This window comes from Gardnerella phocaeensis, assembly GCF_048545075.1.
GTDB classification, from domain to species: Bacteria; Actinomycetota; Actinomycetes; order Actinomycetales; family Bifidobacteriaceae; genus Bifidobacterium; species Bifidobacterium vaginale_J.
Window position 1 is genome coordinate 342,354 of the sequence record NZ_JBKQXS010000002.1, and the last position, 16,773, is coordinate 359,126.

A 16,773-nucleotide genomic window follows, 5' to 3' on the forward strand; every position below is an offset into this window, starting at 1 on the left:
TCCCGTTATTAAGCTATTCCAGTTATTAACTTATCCCAGTTATTAACCTAGCATTTCGCTTGTTGCGCTACTTATTTTTAGGAAAATCAACTTTTGGATTAAATCTAATTGCTTTTAGCATTTGACCAATCATTTTGCGGCGCAACTTTCTCTCAACATGCCCTCTTCGCATTTGACGAACTACATTTGCGCAGAAAAGCAAGTATTTTGCCTTACCTTCGTGATGCAAACGGTAAGATGCTTGATTACGCACGCCGTATGCGAATTTCCAAGCATTCTTTTTGTCAATCATTGTAAAGTTCACGCCCTTGTTTGCTCCCATATCGTGCACGATTACGCTGTCAAGCACCTGCACTCCAGGGCACACGCGCGTAATTCGCAACGTATATTCAGCATCATCGAACCAAATAAAGTATTCTTTAAATGGCAATCCGTACTTTTCTATAACCCAACGAGGAATAAGCACCGACACAAACGAACAGCTTGTAACCATAACGAGATTGTTAAATCCTTTAGCAATAAGCCTTCCCCAATCCCACGTTGGTACTGGATTGTTCATTTCGCATATTGATCCATCAACAAACTTAACCATTGAGCAAGCATACGGAACATCCGCACCAAGCTCACCTACGGCAGCATTAAATCCATCTAGAAGCTTTTCCAAAGCTTGTGGCTGAGGGTAGCCATCGTCGTCAAAAATCCACACGAAATCTGCGCCAAGCTCGTAGCCTTTACGCATACCAGCACTAAAGCCGCCTGCACCGCCAACGTTTTCTGGCAAATTTACAACAGTAAGATTTACTCGATTCCCCAAATGACCATTCGCAAAATCGCGAGTATATTCTTCCAAATATTTATCTGTGCCATCAGTCGAAGCATTGTTAACAATGATTAGTTGATTTGGAAGTCGCGTTTGAGATTCTAATGATGCCAATACGGTTTTTAGTTTCTCTAACCTGTTAAAAGTTACTACAACAGCCGCAACATTAACGCTATCTTTTGATTTATTAGCATCCACTACTTGAGCATTTGACATTACTTGCTCCATTCTTCAAATAACTTAGTAAATAACGTTTCTGCAGATTCGAGTTTTGCAAAATTGCGCAATTTTTCAACTTCTTCTTTTAACAATAATGAACGATATGAATCATTCTCCATAATCTTAAACAATTCCTTTACAGACGCTTTAACAAAACTAGAAGTCATTCTTGGCAATAACGCACTTTTTGCTATAACAGTTTTTTGCGATCCAACATCCGATGAAATTACTGGAACTCCATTAGAAAGCGCTTCAATAGTTGTAAGCGTAATACCCTCGTTTACAGAGCTAATAAGTAGCACGTCCGCATCATCATACGTTTTTTGAGCTGAAATTTTCATAGATCTGCGCTCAATAACGTTTTCAAGACCATACCTAGATATAAGGCCTGAAACAAATGTGTCTAATTCGCCATCGCCATGCAAAATAAAGTGGAATTTTCCTGGATATTTTTTATTTAAAGCTTTTGCAACAAGAACAAACGCTTCTGGACGTTTTTGTCTTGCAATTCTTCCAACAAAAGCAACATTCAGAACATTTTTATTTTTTCTCGGCGATACGCAATCGTTTCCAATTCCAGCAGTAAGACCAATAAGTGGAGCGTCAACAATCTTGGAAGATTCAATACCATGCACATCATGTAACCAATTTTCAAGTTGTGGAGAAATAACATGGTGCAAATCAATCCACTTATCGTGTGTTACAGCTTCGTGCGGATATCCTCCACAATTTATGTATTCAACAATATGCAGCGAATCAATAATATGTGTTTCTGGGAAGAATTGTTTAACCCACCAAATATGATCGTAAAGCCATTGGCAATGGTGTATTGCTATTGCTTTAATGTCAAATTGCTCAAACAAAGATCTTAAGAGCGGAACATCCGCCCAATATTCTCTAATTGGTGGAGTAAGTGGTAACACAAGAACATCATCACAGAAATCTTTTGTAATCCACGGCTGGTGGCCGTCTCTATCTGTGATAACAATTGGAACAAAACCAGCTTTTTTAGCAAGTTTTATTGTTTCTACAGCCCATCTTTCTGCACCACCAGCTTGCAACCAATGCAAACCTATAATAATAGCTTTTTTAGCTCCTTCAACTCTTTTAGCAGGAGAAATACAGTCCAATTTAGCATCTTTTATACTTGATAAATCCCAATTTTCTTGTTTTGCAATTTCTCTTTGGCGAGCATTTGCAACATAATCAAACTTCTTTTTATTCCAAGGACAATACTCTTCAACAGCTTTCTTCGAATCACACTCGCGTTTTTTGCGCATTACTTCCCTAACAACATCAAACATAGAAGGTGCGTGTAATTCACACTCTTTGTAAATGTGCTGCTTTAACGTATCAGAAGCCCAGTGAGACATAACATCATCGTCAGTTGCGTCATCTGGTGTCAGCAACAAATACCTAACGTCATTATCTTTAAACAGTTTGCCTTCATTCCAGAATTCTTTTGCGTATTCGCTATTAGTTTTAACAGTTGATTGAGCGCTAAAAGTTGCGATTGGTTTCAATCCTTCGTTTTTTGTACATGCACCGTCAAAAACTGAAAAATCAGTCAATCGCGGATACTGCCATTTTTGACCCATGTAAACTTGATATTGCAAAGTTCTAGACGGCGCAGTTAGGGAATGATAGTTTATAGCGCCCACAATAAGCCTGCGTTGACGCTCGCTTAAAGAGTCTATATAATCTTTTGCATTAACATCTAGATTAAAGAAATTCATTACCAAAACACCCTTAATTTTAGCTTGTTTTTGTTATAAGTCTTTGTTAAACACGTGTAAGCTAACTACAAATAAAGCTAGCATTTACAATGCTTTAAGCAAGTGAAAGTCATTGCATTGTCATTAAGCAGTGCATACTCACGGTTTCGACTATCTCTTACAGCAAACATGCACGAATTGCTGTCGTTAGTAAACGCAACCATATCTGTTAATTCAGGATCAGTTTTGCTTCTAGTTCGAAGAGAGGCAACCAGCTTAAATTCGCCATTATTTAAAATTTTAAGAGGCACTTCAAATTCAACTTTTTGTCTTCCTGTTCCTTCGAGCTCAATTTTATCTGCTCCAGAATCATACGTGATTCCTCCACGTTTTATGTCGTGCATTGCTACAGCTATAAAATATTTTCCAGGTTCGTTGAACTCGTATTCAACAGCAAAACGGAATTTTTCTTTACAATTAAGCAACTGCTTACTCAAAGGAACAATGCGCATAAATGGCACTCGCTCATTCAAACCAACAGCATAACTATCTTCACTTTCTCCGCCATTTTGGCTAGAAAGATTTTCTAGAGTGTAACGATTTGCAACATCGTCTTTATCTCCGTTAACAATAACTTCGCCATCTTTAATAAGAACCGCTTTATTACAGTATCTCTTTACTGCATTCATATCGTGAGTAACAAGGATAACTGTTTTGTTAGCATCTTTTTTGACTTTTGCAAAATATTCATCGCATTTTCTTTGAAAAGCTTCATCTCCCACTGCAAGAACTTCGTCAAGTACTAGAATATCTCCCTGAGCTTGAATTGCAACTGAAAATGCAAGACGCACTTGCATGCCAGAAGAGTAGTTTTTAAGCTTTTGATCCATAAACTCTTCAAGTTCTGCAAAATGCACTATATCGTCATACATGTTTTCTATTTGCGAGCGCGTAAAACCTAATAGTGCTCCATTTAAAAACACGTTTTCGCGACCAGTAAGCTCTGGATTAAACCCAACGCCCAACTCAATAAATGGCACTAATTTACCATTTACACGAATTTTACCGGAGTCTGGAACGTAAATTCCAGAAATAATCTTAAGCAAAGTGGACTTTCCACTTCCATTGCGGCCAACTATGCCAAAGAAGTCGCCTTTGCGCACTGTAAAATTAATATCGCGCAGAACATGCTGTTCTTTGTATCCTTTAATTCCGCGCGTCCAATTAATAAACGCCTGTTTTAAGCCACTTGCCTGCTCGGTTGGTAGTTTAAAATATTTTCCAACATGATCAACAGAAAGCACAACTGGGCGAGAATCGTCTTCTTTAATATCTTGCACTGCTTTAGTATTTTCTAAATTGACTTCGCTCATTACATCACCTCAGCAAACTTACGATTGTACTTGCGGAACGTGTATACGCCAAGTACGCACAAAAGTACAGTTAGCACTACTGGAACCATCATTAATAGCGGAGACCCAACAAGATTCCAAACAGTAGGCTGAGTTAAAGGAGCTACAAGATTGTGGCGCAAATCTTGAATACATTGTGCAATAGGGTTAAGTAACTGCACTTTTGCAATAACCGTTCCCCATCTTCCTAAAGAGTTATTGCCAATCACCATGCTTAGAGGGTAAATAATTGGCATTGAGTAAAACAGCACTTGTTGAACAACATCCCACAAATGTGCAATATCTCTAAAATACACATACATTGTAGAAAGAAGCAGTGTTATTCCTAGCGCAAGCACGTAAAGTTGAATACAATTAAGCGGCACTAGCAGCAGCCACCATGTAAATTGCACACCCGAGCATATTGCAAAAATAATAACAACAACAAGATTTATTGCAAAACTGATTAACGCTCCAACAGTTGCCGAAACCACCACAATGTAGTTTGGAAAATGGATTTTACGCAGCAAATCTCCACGGTCTACCACCGCGCGCAAACCAATCGAAGTGGCCTCGCCAAAGAACTGCCATGCGCTAATGCCAAGCAAAAGCACAACTGGATAGGTTGGCGTGCCATCCGACATTCGCAAAAACTTTGCAAACACTGCATACATTACGCAAAACAGCATGAGTGGGCGCAAAACCGACCACGCAACGCCCAAGAAGGAACCTTGGTAGCGCAACTTAAAGTCTGTTTTTACTAATTCTTTAAGAACCACCCACGAATAGTGGTATCTTTCGCGCAACTTATCTACAATGTTTTTCACAAGATATATATTTTATCAGTTGATTATTCCATTTGGATACTATGTTCATTTTTATGCACAAAAAATACGCAATTCGCAACTTTTTCCAGCTTTAACGCAATCTTGTTAGAAAGCGGTTTAACTAAAAGATCTAAAATTATTGCGACTGCAGAAATCACCGCATAAACACACAATAAAGTAATTACATAAATAATAGCAACTGCAACGCTTGAGGATGCTGCAGGAAGAATCCATGCAACAAAAGTCCACATCGCTATGAAAATAAACATATGTTCGTGAATAAGATACACGCCAAAAGTTGCTTTAGAAACCTTCAAAATTATTTTTCTTGAAAAACCTTGTATTTTAGTCATATCAATTCTGTGAATAACAATGAAAATACACGTTGCAATAGCAATTGGAAGTATTCCTATGCCACCATGAACTTGTTGATCCCACGTAAGTATTCTAGCAAACTTGCTTCCAGATGACGCAAAACAGTTAAAAATCAACATAATAAGAGTTAATAACACTACACTTGCCAATAATAAATTCGTTTTATATTCTTTTAATTCGTTACGATATACAGAAATAAACGCTCCTACTAAATACCCAAAAATTGCATAAATAATATCGTTCCAAGTGTAATTTCTACCAAAATATAGTGGGATAAGCGAAATACATGCAAGAAGTACAAGTAACATTGCGTGGTTACGTTTATTCATGTTATTTATAAGAATATTTATGAACGGCATGAACATAAGCATTATTAAATACGAGCTCATAAACCAGTAACTTCTATAAGTAAAAGGCGTTACGTTCCACAAAACAGTGTAAAAAAGATCTTTTCCGCGAAGTAAATTACTCAAGTTTTCTGGAAGAATGCCAAAACAATTTGCAATAAATATTGACGCTAAAATAATTATGCAATACAAGAACATTTGTGCCCATGCTGCAAAAATACGTCGATAATTAAATACTTTTTTACACAAAAAATACCCAGAAATAATAAAGAATAAAGAAACTCCAACTTGTCCATATTGAACAATTAGGAATCGAATAGCCGACTTAAAACCTGGTTTAGGTAAAAGCTCCATATTGAATCTGCGCTCGCTAACATTCAAGTGAATCACCATATGGCAAGCGACAATCATGAGCATCGCCACAATTCTCAACACTTCAACTTGCAGGTCTTTGCCTGGCTTTAAATCTATTTTAGGCTGCACAGAACCTTCTGATTTTTGCACTAATTTTTTTTGTTCTAATAACATATTTTCTTCTTCAAATTGCACGAATATCAACTCAATTATTCACTTACATCAGTGGCGAGAACCAGGATTCGATACTTCTGTATATGCTCGGCCTAGTTCCTTGAAGGTCTGAGTATCGTCCGTTGGCAAGGAGGTTTAATGAGCACAAGCCAACGCTGGAAATCACCAGAATAATCAGAACTTTGTGCATTAACTTAAGGTTGGTTTTAGAAGGCGACTCCTCGTCTGTTTCGTTGACACAACCAGAAGGAACGTCAACCATGTGCGCGCAAGACGAGACTTTGTCTACAAGACTTGCAATCACCATAATTGCACACAACGCTAGCAGCCAGCCGAAATCACTAAAGTACCTGCTGGAAATTCCTACTACTTCCGCGTCTAATACCATAAGCAGTATCGACAACGTTAAGCCGAGCTTAAAGAATCCAGCAAGCTGCTTTTTGCGTAATTGTTGCTTTACTGCCGGGTACAGTACTACGGCTGCGCATACAGGAGAGTAAGCGAGTAGGCCGCCAAAGAATGGCTCCATAATGATTTGCCCGTGGAACATTGACGGTAGCACGGATTGTTCCATAAACGGAAAAACTGGCGTAATAGTAATCGGCTGGAACAGGTACATCCATACTCCCCATGGGATTCGCGCCCAAGAGTAGGAGCGGTGAACCATGTCGAAACCGGTAAGATTGTAGGTTGCACCAAAATCGAGTGGAGAACCAAAACGCGCGTAGTTGTACCAGCAGGCGGCTAAGCCTATAAGAATCATTGGTGCGATTACGCATATCGTATTGATTACGCTGCTTCGTTTGAAGGCAAAAAATAGACGGTACTTTACGATTTCTTCCTTAAAAATTACGAAAGCAAACAGTGACGCCAGAATAAATTGCGGTCTACACCATAGGTTTAGTGCAATACATACTGCTCCCAGAATGAGTAGTGACTTCCGTAAGTACGGGGTTTCAGAAAGAGTATCTTGAGTAGTTCGCGCTTGTATCCACAATCCCAGTCCTAAGCAGGTGAAACACAATGATGACAGCATAGGAAGCGAGTAGATTTGCGGCAGATACGCCTGAATTAGCACTCCGCTGGACATGAGCATAACGAGATGCGACAACACGAGGAAGCCGAAGGATCGCTTTGGGAAGAAGCGTCGAAGTAATTGCACAATAAGATAGAGGGAAGCAATTGCGAAAGCGACTGCAAAGAATGCGACAGCGTAATCTGTGCGCAAATCGTGTCCGGTAAGTACTTTGAACGGCACAAAAAGTAACAGTGCAGGAAGTGCGCCGAAGTAAGTAAAGTAGTGGCTTCCGTGGAACGCATAATCCCAGTAAGTTGGTTGACCAGTTTTTATCGACATGGCGTAGCGCGCGCCTGCATCGTAAGGGTTGCTCATATTCGGCAGCCAGTCAGGAACCGGCAGATCCAAGTACAGGTGACCTTTGAGCAGGCTGTTGGCGAGGTGATTGTACTGGTTGGCATCACATATAAAGCCGCCGTTATTACACACCCCCGCTGTAAACATGTGTTGAGTACCAGTAACTTTCGTTACTCCAATAAGTATTGCGCACTGCACTAGCACTAATGCAACAAGCCACAACTGCTGCTTGCGCACGCGCAAATCAAGCGTTTCTTTGTAAATGCGCGAACGCGGAGCCAACGCGTATATCGCGTAAGCAATCAACAACAACATCACGACGCGAACAAGTGAAATATGTAACGGCCTACGCTGGTTCAACGCAAGATTAGCAATTGTAAAAGAATCGCCTTTCTGAAGCTTCGTACTCAAACGCAAGCCCGCAACTTTATCAACCGCGTGCACGCGCACATACTTCGTATCGTTCACATTCGACGTAACCGGCTGAGACGCAACTTGAATATAAGAAGTACTGTTGCCGCCATCCAACACATACACAGCAATATCGAGTGTGCGAGTGTGAGGCGAGCGCATATCGACGTAAATGTTATTTATTTGAGAAGGCTGAGCGTAATGCAATTGTATGTATTGATCATTTTCGCCGGTAACTGTGTACACGTCGCCGTGACACGTCAAACCTGCACCGGTTGAAACTCTCTGAACAGGAGTTGGATTGAATCCTGAAGATTCGATTGCCGGAAAGTTGAACCATACAAGTTCCAGCAGAAGCACAATAATAAGCGGCATAATTAGCGATATGCATCGTAAAACGGAACGCATAGCGCGAGCACAATCGCAACCGCACTGTATCGCACTGCTTATTGCGCTGCTTATTGTGCTACTTACTGCACTACTTACTGCACTACCAGCCATCGTTACGTTTCTTTCTGCAGTTACACTATTTGCAGAAGTTGCATTACCGTTACTATTGCTTGTATCGCCCATATGCACACCTGTTAATTCCTTCGTACTATTGCCATTCTTAACGTTACTGTTTTGTAGCATTACATAACTCACTCAAGTCTGCCACAATCGACAACATACGGATTTGAACGAATATCCTGCTCGATTACATCGTCAGTATGACTGCTATGCAAGGATTCACAGTCAACATGACGGAAGTGCGTAATAATATCCGACGGCAGCTGATAAATATCACCATACACGCGTTCCAGAATATTTTCCGACAACTGCGGTATAGCAACAGAAAAATCTTCAAAAGTTGCCATTTTTACTGGAAACATTTCGGCACATCGTGCAATATACAAATTCTCAGCATCAACATTATCCAAACCGTATACCACGTTGCGCGCGCAAGACTTACTCACCACAAGCCCCTGGTTTACAGCCTTCTTTTGGAAACTCTGAAAAATCTGTTCAATCTCAGCAGTGTATTCGCCGCCCTGCTCAACATAACCGCGGTCAAGCCATGTGTTGAAAAAAGTCTGCAAACGCAACTCTTGCTGCAAATCCTTACGCAAAGACACAAAACTCTGCTGCTGTTCAGGCGTCAAATCAGGCGCGTAATCGTAGAAGAAAATATCCAAAAAACAAGGATTACTATTATTCGCGTAACGGAACCGCAACTGACGGCAGCACACGTACGGATCGTACACGAGCACCGCACGGTAGCGCGCACGCAACGCAGCATCCTCGCACAACATCGTTAACAGCTTATCTATATCCTCTCGCATCATACCCAAGTCAACATCGTCATCCCAAGGAATAAACCCACGATGACGCACGCAACCGAGCAGCGTACCAAAATCAGCCCAATACTGAAGATTATGCTGCTGCGCAATCTGCGCAAACTCACTCATCAGCGACGCGCAACCCCGTTGTATAACGCGCATAGAACCTGTAGCTTTCGGCAAACTAAGGAAGAAACGCTTATGCGCATCCACGCTACTTTCGCCATCTTTCCTATAGTTTGACCAAGCCATAATCGAAGACTGCTCACGATTCGTCAAAATCTCCGAACGCAACGACTTCTCAACGTTATACTGTCCAACCTCAAGATGAGCGCAGCGAGCGTCGACACATTCTTGCAATCGAGAAATTTGCGTTTGAATAGCGCTCAGCTGCTCGCGAACTTCCACAATAGAGCGTTTTGACGAAGGGAGTCTGCCTATTATCCAACTCACTATGCGACGCAACGGCGAAACCATAAGTTCACTACTCCCTCATTATTTAAAAACATACTTGCTATAGCGTACTGCTATAAACTGTTGCCACAATGCAATACAGGTTTATCATACTCCGTTGCGATTATTTTTCGGAAGCCACAACTACCGTCCCCGCAATTATCACCACACAACAAACCCACGCAATAAGCGGAGGAATCGTTTGAGAAAGTAACGCTGCTGCAATCATGCTCCACACAGCATAAGTAATATTTCCAGCCATAGCTCGGGTTGCTCCAACTTTTGCAATACCACGGTAGTAGCACAAGTAGGAAGCAGTACCAAGTAACGCTATAAATATAGCTAACGCAATAAAGCAGGCTGATTGCATAATATTTACGCTAAAAACCGGCAGTATCGTACACAATGGCACAATGAGTAAGGCGTACGACAGTGCGGAAACAGTTTCGCGCACGTGCAGCATCACTTCGTCGTCCACGCTTTGCTTTCTGGTAGCCCACGCGCAAGCAACGGCTTCACTCCCCCAACCGATAACGCTAAAAATAGCCGCAATCAAACCTAAGACTATGCTGCCCGCAGAGAATACAGTTGCGGTTGAAGATTCCGCGCAAGAACAGTAGCCAAGCACTCCTACCGCAATAAGCGTTACAGCAAAAGCACAATATTTCAACGCACTTAAGCGTTCGCGCAACACAATAGAAGACAGTACTATGCCAAAAGCCGGGTACAGTGCGGAAATCGCAGCAGCGTAACCGGCACCAATATTGCTTGCCGCAATAGCGTAACCGGTCATACCGATTGGGCCTCCAAGAAGCGAACTCAACACAATAGGCACAATCAATTTCGTACGTTTGCAAAGAGCAACAGTTTCGCGCAACTTTGAACGACAAGCCATATAAATCCACAATATTACAGCACACACAACGTCGTGAACGCAAGCACCCACAACACCCACATACCATACTGCAGAAGGCGTTAATCCGTGTACAGATAACGCAACCAATACCGCAAGCAAAGCAGTGTCGACTCCCCAAAAAAGGCCGCTTATTAAGGAATATTTCATAAATCACACCTTTGCTACAGAACCTGAGGATTCGGCACAACCAGCAGATTCAGCGGATACAGCGGATACGGCACCATATTCGCTCGAAGCGCGGTCGACATAACGTTTCACATAACGGTAATACAAATAACGACAGTCGCCTACCGGCTCTCCCTCAGCCTCTTTTACCAGCGACCACAAATACCAACACCACCCAGCAAAACCAACGTACGCCATGCAATGACGACGCTCATCACAAGTAGGATTGCGCTCAAAATACTCCGCTAGAACCGCGTCAAATTCCTGCTCATTAAGCGCGTCAGACACGCACAACGTACCCAAATCCTGCGCATAATCCGACATCCCTGCATACTCCCAATCAATCAGATGGTAGCGTCCAGCAACATCCACAAGCACATTCGCACCCAATATATCGTTGTGCACCAAGCAAATTTTTTGGCAAGCATCTTTACTCACGCACTCATGCAAACAATCAACCTTATGAAGCAAAGCGTCAGCACCCTCAGGCAACGCAGCACGGCGAGCGCACAAATCGCGCAAATAACGCTGAGATTCCTCATAAAAATCGAAGCATCTACTCACCGTAGCGCCACTGTTGTGAAGCTTACGAATCAGACGCATACCTTCGCGCAAATCGCAAGAATCGTGAAAATCAGCAGTACGACAACCTTTCAAAAAATGTGAAATTTTCCAGCCGCACTTCGGATCATCCGCAACCAACGTACCATCCAAGCCAAGGCGCTGAGCCGCACGCAAAGCCTCATCCTCAGCCTGGCGATTCACCAACACATCCGTGCCAACCCCCGGATGACGGTACACATACTCGTTAGAACCAACCGTAAAATGGCAAGAAAGATTCGTCAAACCATTTTTCAACGGGTACACGTCGTGAATATCCGACTTTTTGCAACCAAGCACCTTAACAATGCGGTCAAAAACTTCACTGTCAACATTTTCCAAAAACAGCGGATCAAACTCGCGAAGCTCATCCAACGAATCAAACTCGTGAATAATCGGCGGATCGTAGCGGCGCATGCGCATATCAAGCTCGTCTAAATGCTCAATCAAAATATCTTCCCACAGCTTGCCAGCAGTCTGCGGCAAATCATATTCAGCACGCAAAATTCGCATAAAATTAGCCGAAAATTCGCTGTCAAAATACACGTGACCAATCATGTACCACGCATCACTGCCGCCAATAGTTACCGAAGTAATGCGATCGTGCGCACCTACACTCATGCACCATTCTTTAGTTCGACCCTGCTGATATTGCGCAGAATAGTAAGCCTTCCACACGTATGGTTCAAAAGGATTTTCGTCGAAATAATTGTCGGAAGAACAAATATACGTGTTACTTAAAATGTGAGAAACAGCCATGATTGAACTGTTGTTGTTGCGCTCGCGATATTCCTTATTTGGCACAATTTTTACGCAAAAATCGCCTTTAGTAAACTTGTCTTCCAAATAGAAGAAACGTTCCTGCTTGTAGCCAACCACCACGCTAATATCGTTAATTCCCGCTTCTTGTAATTGACGAATTTGTCGTTCAATAAGCACTTCGCCGCGCACAGTGAGTAAACCTTTTGGCAATTCGTAAGAAATCGGGGAAAAGCGTGATGAAAGCCCTGCTGCCATAATAACAGCATTGTGTACACGATAAGGTTCAAGTACTGTAAGACCTTTTGCTGTAACTTCACCATTAACAACAAACCCATGCTGAACAGCATCGCGTAACGCACTATTTACTGTGCCTAGTGAAAGATTCGTATGCTCAGCTATAGTACGTTGATTACTTCCTGGCAAACGTTTCAATGCTGATATTACAGCAAATTCGTTATGAGTTAATGCTGAATATGCTTCCATAACAGTGTCTCCATGCACTAGTCGAGGTGCATAATGATGGCTCTATACATTTTGTTGCATTAGTATAGTATGCACAAAGGTGTTCAAAAATAATTATTATTAGTTTATTTTGAACATTTGACACTGTTTGCAGCATACACTTTTATATGTATTGCGTGCCACCATACAATCCACAACAATGAGTAAAATGACATTGATGTGCCAGTAATTAAAAAGGTTGTTTAAAACCCAAAGCACACGCCATTTACCGTTATGAAGGGATACATTATGACTTCTGTCGCAGTGCTGCTGCCGTGCTATAACGAGGCAATCACCATTGAAAAAGTTGTTAAAGACTTTAAGGCGGCACTTCCAGAAGCAACAATATACGTGTACGACAACAACTCAACAGACAATACTGCAAAAATAGCCAAAGAAGCAGGTGCTGTGGTTCGTAAAGAGCCAAGACAAGGCAAAGGCAATGTAATTCGCGCAATGTTCCAAGATATAGACGCAGACGTATACGTAATGGCAGACGGCGACGACACATATCCTGCTGAAGCGGCACCAGATATGGTTGCAAAAATCGTTGAAGGCTACGATATGGTTATTGGAGACCGCTTAAGCTCAACATATTTTCAAGAAAACAAGCGACCATTCCACAATTTTGGCAATCGTTTAGTTAGAGGCGCAATTAACACACTTTTCCACGCAAAAGTAACTGATATTATGACTGGTTACCGCGCTTTTTCTTTTTCATTCGTAAAGACTTATCCTGTACTTTCGCGCGGATTTGAAGTTGAAACAGAAATGACAATTCATTCGCTTAACAACAATATAAAACTATACGAAATGCCAATTCAGTATCGAGACCGCCCAGAAGGATCAGTTAGCAAGCTAGACACAGTTGGAGACGGTATTCGAGTGCTTTCAACTATTTTTCACATGATTCGCGAATACAAACCAATGCCTTTCTTTGGAACACTTGGCGTAATAATAACACTGTGCGGAGTAGGAGCATGCATGCTTCCATTCATAGAATTTTGGCGCACACACCTAGTAACACGCTTCCCTACTCTAATTGGTGCTGTAATGCTAATTATTGCAGGATTACTATTCTTTATTTCCGGAATTATTCTTGAGATTTTAGCCAAAAATGAGCGCAAACGTTTTATAGAACAAGTAAACCTTTTTGATTACATAAAAAGAAATAGAAAGTAGTAACCTGTGCGAGCCGTCATAAAAAACAATCCTAAACTAAAAACTTATTTGCCATATATAGTGTGCTTTGTTATAAGCGGACTAATAACACTAATGTTTTTTAGTAACTTATTTCAAGCATCCGAATTAGGATTCAAAACACAAAGCATAAATTTAAACACAGTAAAAGAAGTAAAAGCTGAACAAGCAGAAGACTCTACAAACGCAAGCCGTGATGAAATATATGCAAAATACAAAAATGACGGCGTACATATATCTAAAAATGGCGCAGATGTAGAATTCACAAACTTAAACACGTACAGCAAAACATTAGAGATTTCGCTACAACAAACAAAACCAGTTTATTACGTAACTGGAAGCGTAGAATTAGAAGACTTTGGTGTAGCTCCTGGATACGCTTTAGCTAGCCAATTTAAAATAACAACAGGAAAATTCAATACAACTAAAGTACGTTTAGAAAGTCACGGAAAACTAAACAAAATAAAATTACACTTTAATGAAACGCCAAACGGAATCGTTGTTAAAAATATAACAATTAATCCAAAATACAAGTTGCACATAAACTATGGAAAATGGGCTATATTATTCGTTTTTGGATCCGCGATTATAACTATACGTAAGAAAAAATGGCACAAAATAGCCTATACTCAAGGAGATCGAGCTCAAACCATAATTTTTTGGGCTTTGTGCGCAATAGTAACCGGATTCTCACTGTATATTTGGCTACGATTAAACACTTATAATCGAATACGCGTCCCACTCTCTTACGATAAATACGATTTTATAGACGGAAACCCATATACAGAGCAGTTAAAAGCCTGGAAACAAGGATCGCTATCTTTGCTACAAGACCCACCAAATGGCTTATTGCATTCAACAAACCCATTTAGCATTGGCAAAAGAATGCAATTAGTGCGCGAGGGAACTCCTGCAATATGGGATGTTGTGCTGCATAATGGCAAATATTATTGCTACTTTGGAATAGTACCGTTTATTTTAACTTATTTGCCGTTTAACGCTTTGTTCCCAGCTTGGATGCCGAGCGCAATAATGGTCACAACATTATTTGCAGCAATTACAATACCAGCATTATTTGCATTGTGGAAAGAAATAATAACATTCTTTGAAATACGAATAAACTACTGCTCAATGCTGCTTATAGGAGCAGCCTTACCATTTGGGTGCCTTGTTTTTTATCTGCAAGCATCTGCATCGATTTACTACATTCCTATGGTAAGCGCTATATTTTTCGGAACATTATTTGTTTACGCATCACTGAAAGCCGTAAGACTTAAGACTAAATTTGCTCAGTACGCATTATTTGCTTTAGCTGGATTAAGCTTAGCTTTGCAATGCGGTTGTAGACCAAATTCTTGCATTTCAACAGTTGCGTTTATAGCACCATTGTTCATTGCTTTACTGCTTAACAACTCCAGAAGTGTAGTAAATAAAGTATCTGCAGCTTTAAGCTTCTTAACTCCTGCAATAGCTGGCTTTGCTGGAATCTTAGTATATAACTACTTGCGTTTTGGTTCATTCTTTAACTTTGGTAACGAAGAACAATTAACAAATTTTGACTTGCGATTTAATCGTATAGCCTTTGACCCTCTAAAAATCAAAGACTTGTTAATAAACTTCTTTATAAAGCCACTAAGCATAGATACGGAATTCCCGTATATTACAATAACCAGCTCAAACATTTCGGATTATGGAAATAGTTTCTTTAATCACATGACATTTGGTCTGCTATCAATACCACTTATTTGGGGCATTTTCTTAATAAGACGCAAGTATATGCAAAAAATCGAATACATAATGTGCTTAAGCGGAATAACATTCTCGATTATGTTAATCTACGTAAACTACTGCTTAGGCGGCAGCCTTTACCGTTATTATTGCGATTCAATAATAATTCTTATGATTATTGCATCTATTGGTTTTGCTAGAAGAAATTGCTCAGCTAATCAAGATGCGCAGTTGCAATTAGATAAAGAAAATGCATGCAACAATATCGAATTGAATAGGAACCAAATGTCTACTCAAACTCTAATCGTTGCATGCACTACATTAACGATAGTATTAGGATTCTTGCTTGTATTTGCAAATCACACAGAAGCTGCGAATGAAATACAATACACGAATCCAGATGCTTTTATTGCATGGAGCCAAATGCTATCAGTGGGCTTCTAGAACATCCTTCTGGCACTTTTGATGCCATAAGCCATTGCCATCATTATGCTCGTCTTCTACAGGTGCGCCGACCTTCTTAAAGTCACCGCGCGCATAATAATCCTTGCGAAGATTGAACATGATAACGAACTTCTTGTCTGTGCCATGCGTCCAAACATCACCATTCTGGCAACGCTGACGCCACCAGCCTTCACCCATGTTCTCCTCTTCAGCAACAGGAGCACCAAGCCAACCGGCGCCACGATGATCATAGTAAGAATCACGAAGCTCAAACTGAATCACAAACTTCTTATCCTTACCATGCGTCCAAACATCACCATTCTGGCAACGCTGACGCCACCAGCCGCCACCTATATTCTCCTCTTCAGCAACAGGAGCACCAAGACGACCAACACCACCATGATCATAGTAAGAATCACGAAGCTCAAACTGAATCACAAACTTCTTATCCTTACCATGCGTCCAAACATCACCATTCTGGCAACGCTGACGCCACCAGCCGCCACCTATATTCTCCTCTTCAGCAACAGGAGCACCAAGACGACCAACACCACCATGATCATAGTAAGAATCACGAAGCTCAAACTGAATCACAAACTTCTTATCCTTACCATGCGTCCAAACATCACCATTCTGGCAACGCTGACGCCACCAGCCGCCACCTATATTCTCCTCTT

Annotated in this window: 12 protein-coding genes; 2 read left to right on the forward strand and 10 right to left on the reverse strand. The window is 41.1% G+C overall.

Features of this window, described 5'->3' with window-relative positions; genetic code table 11:
• Positions 1–67 precede the first annotated feature (67 nt).
• From ACJV2T_RS04040 to ACJV2T_RS04080, 9 genes are all read right to left on the reverse strand, one after another.
• Positions 68–1,036: a glycosyltransferase family 2 protein gene (locus tag ACJV2T_RS04040; RefSeq protein ID WP_415689480.1), complete on the reverse strand. Its 969-nt coding sequence runs from the start codon at positions 1,034–1,036 to the stop codon at positions 68–70.
• Complete coding sequence (locus ACJV2T_RS04045) at positions 1,036–2,775, reverse strand: glycosyltransferase (protein ID WP_419399214.1); 1,740 nt, start codon at positions 2,773–2,775, stop codon at positions 1,036–1,038. Before ACJV2T_RS04045 ends, ACJV2T_RS04040 begins: the two co-directional genes overlap by 1 nt.
• Positions 2,776–2,852: 77 nt before the next feature.
• Positions 2,853–4,127: an ABC transporter ATP-binding protein gene (locus ACJV2T_RS04050; RefSeq protein ID WP_419399215.1), complete on the reverse strand. Its 1,275-nt coding sequence runs from the start codon at positions 4,125–4,127 to the stop codon at positions 2,853–2,855.
• Positions 4,127–4,972 (reverse strand): ABC transporter permease, encoded by an 846-nt coding sequence (locus ACJV2T_RS04055; protein ID WP_415687533.1) that lies wholly within the window; start codon positions 4,970–4,972, stop codon positions 4,127–4,129. The genes ACJV2T_RS04050 and ACJV2T_RS04055 overlap by 1 nt, the downstream gene beginning before the upstream one ends.
• Positions 4,973–4,995: 23 nt before the next feature.
• Entirely contained in the window at positions 4,996–6,222 is a 1,227-nt protein-coding gene (locus ACJV2T_RS04060) for an acyltransferase family protein (RefSeq protein WP_419399216.1), read from the reverse strand.
• Between the two features lie 43 nt (positions 6,223–6,265).
• On the reverse strand, positions 6,266–8,641 hold the full coding sequence (locus ACJV2T_RS04065; RefSeq protein WP_419399217.1) for a hypothetical protein: 2,376 nt from the start codon (positions 8,639–8,641) through the stop codon (positions 6,266–6,268).
• Between the two features lie 8 nt (positions 8,642–8,649).
• Entirely contained in the window at positions 8,650–9,804 is a 1,155-nt protein-coding gene (locus ACJV2T_RS04070) for a LicD family protein (protein WP_419399218.1), read from the reverse strand.
• Positions 9,805–9,904: 100 nt separating this feature from the next.
• On the reverse strand, positions 9,905–10,843 hold the full coding sequence (locus tag ACJV2T_RS04075; protein ID WP_419399219.1) for a DMT family transporter: 939 nt from the start codon (positions 10,841–10,843) through the stop codon (positions 9,905–9,907).
• A 3-nt stretch (positions 10,844–10,846) separates the two neighbouring features.
• Positions 10,847–12,706, reverse strand: coding sequence for a phosphotransferase (locus ACJV2T_RS04080; protein WP_419399220.1), 1,860 nt, complete (start codon positions 12,704–12,706; stop codon positions 10,847–10,849).
• A gap of 267 nt (positions 12,707–12,973) precedes the next feature.
• Here ACJV2T_RS04080 and ACJV2T_RS04085 point away from each other — a divergent pair, with 267 nt between their 5' ends.
• Positions 12,974–13,906 (forward strand): glycosyltransferase family 2 protein, encoded by a 933-nt coding sequence (locus ACJV2T_RS04085; protein WP_419399221.1) that lies wholly within the window; start codon positions 12,974–12,976, stop codon positions 13,904–13,906.
• Between the two features lie 93 nt (positions 13,907–13,999).
• On the forward strand, positions 14,000–16,096 hold the full coding sequence (locus ACJV2T_RS04090; RefSeq protein ID WP_419399222.1) for a hypothetical protein: 2,097 nt from the start codon (positions 14,000–14,002) through the stop codon (positions 16,094–16,096).
• On the opposite strand, the gene ACJV2T_RS04095 is transcribed toward ACJV2T_RS04090, so the two are convergent.
• On the reverse strand, positions 16,082–16,773 hold a 692-nt coding region (locus ACJV2T_RS04095; protein WP_419399223.1), incomplete at its 5' end, for an LGFP repeat-containing protein. The genes ACJV2T_RS04090 and ACJV2T_RS04095 overlap by 15 nt on opposite strands.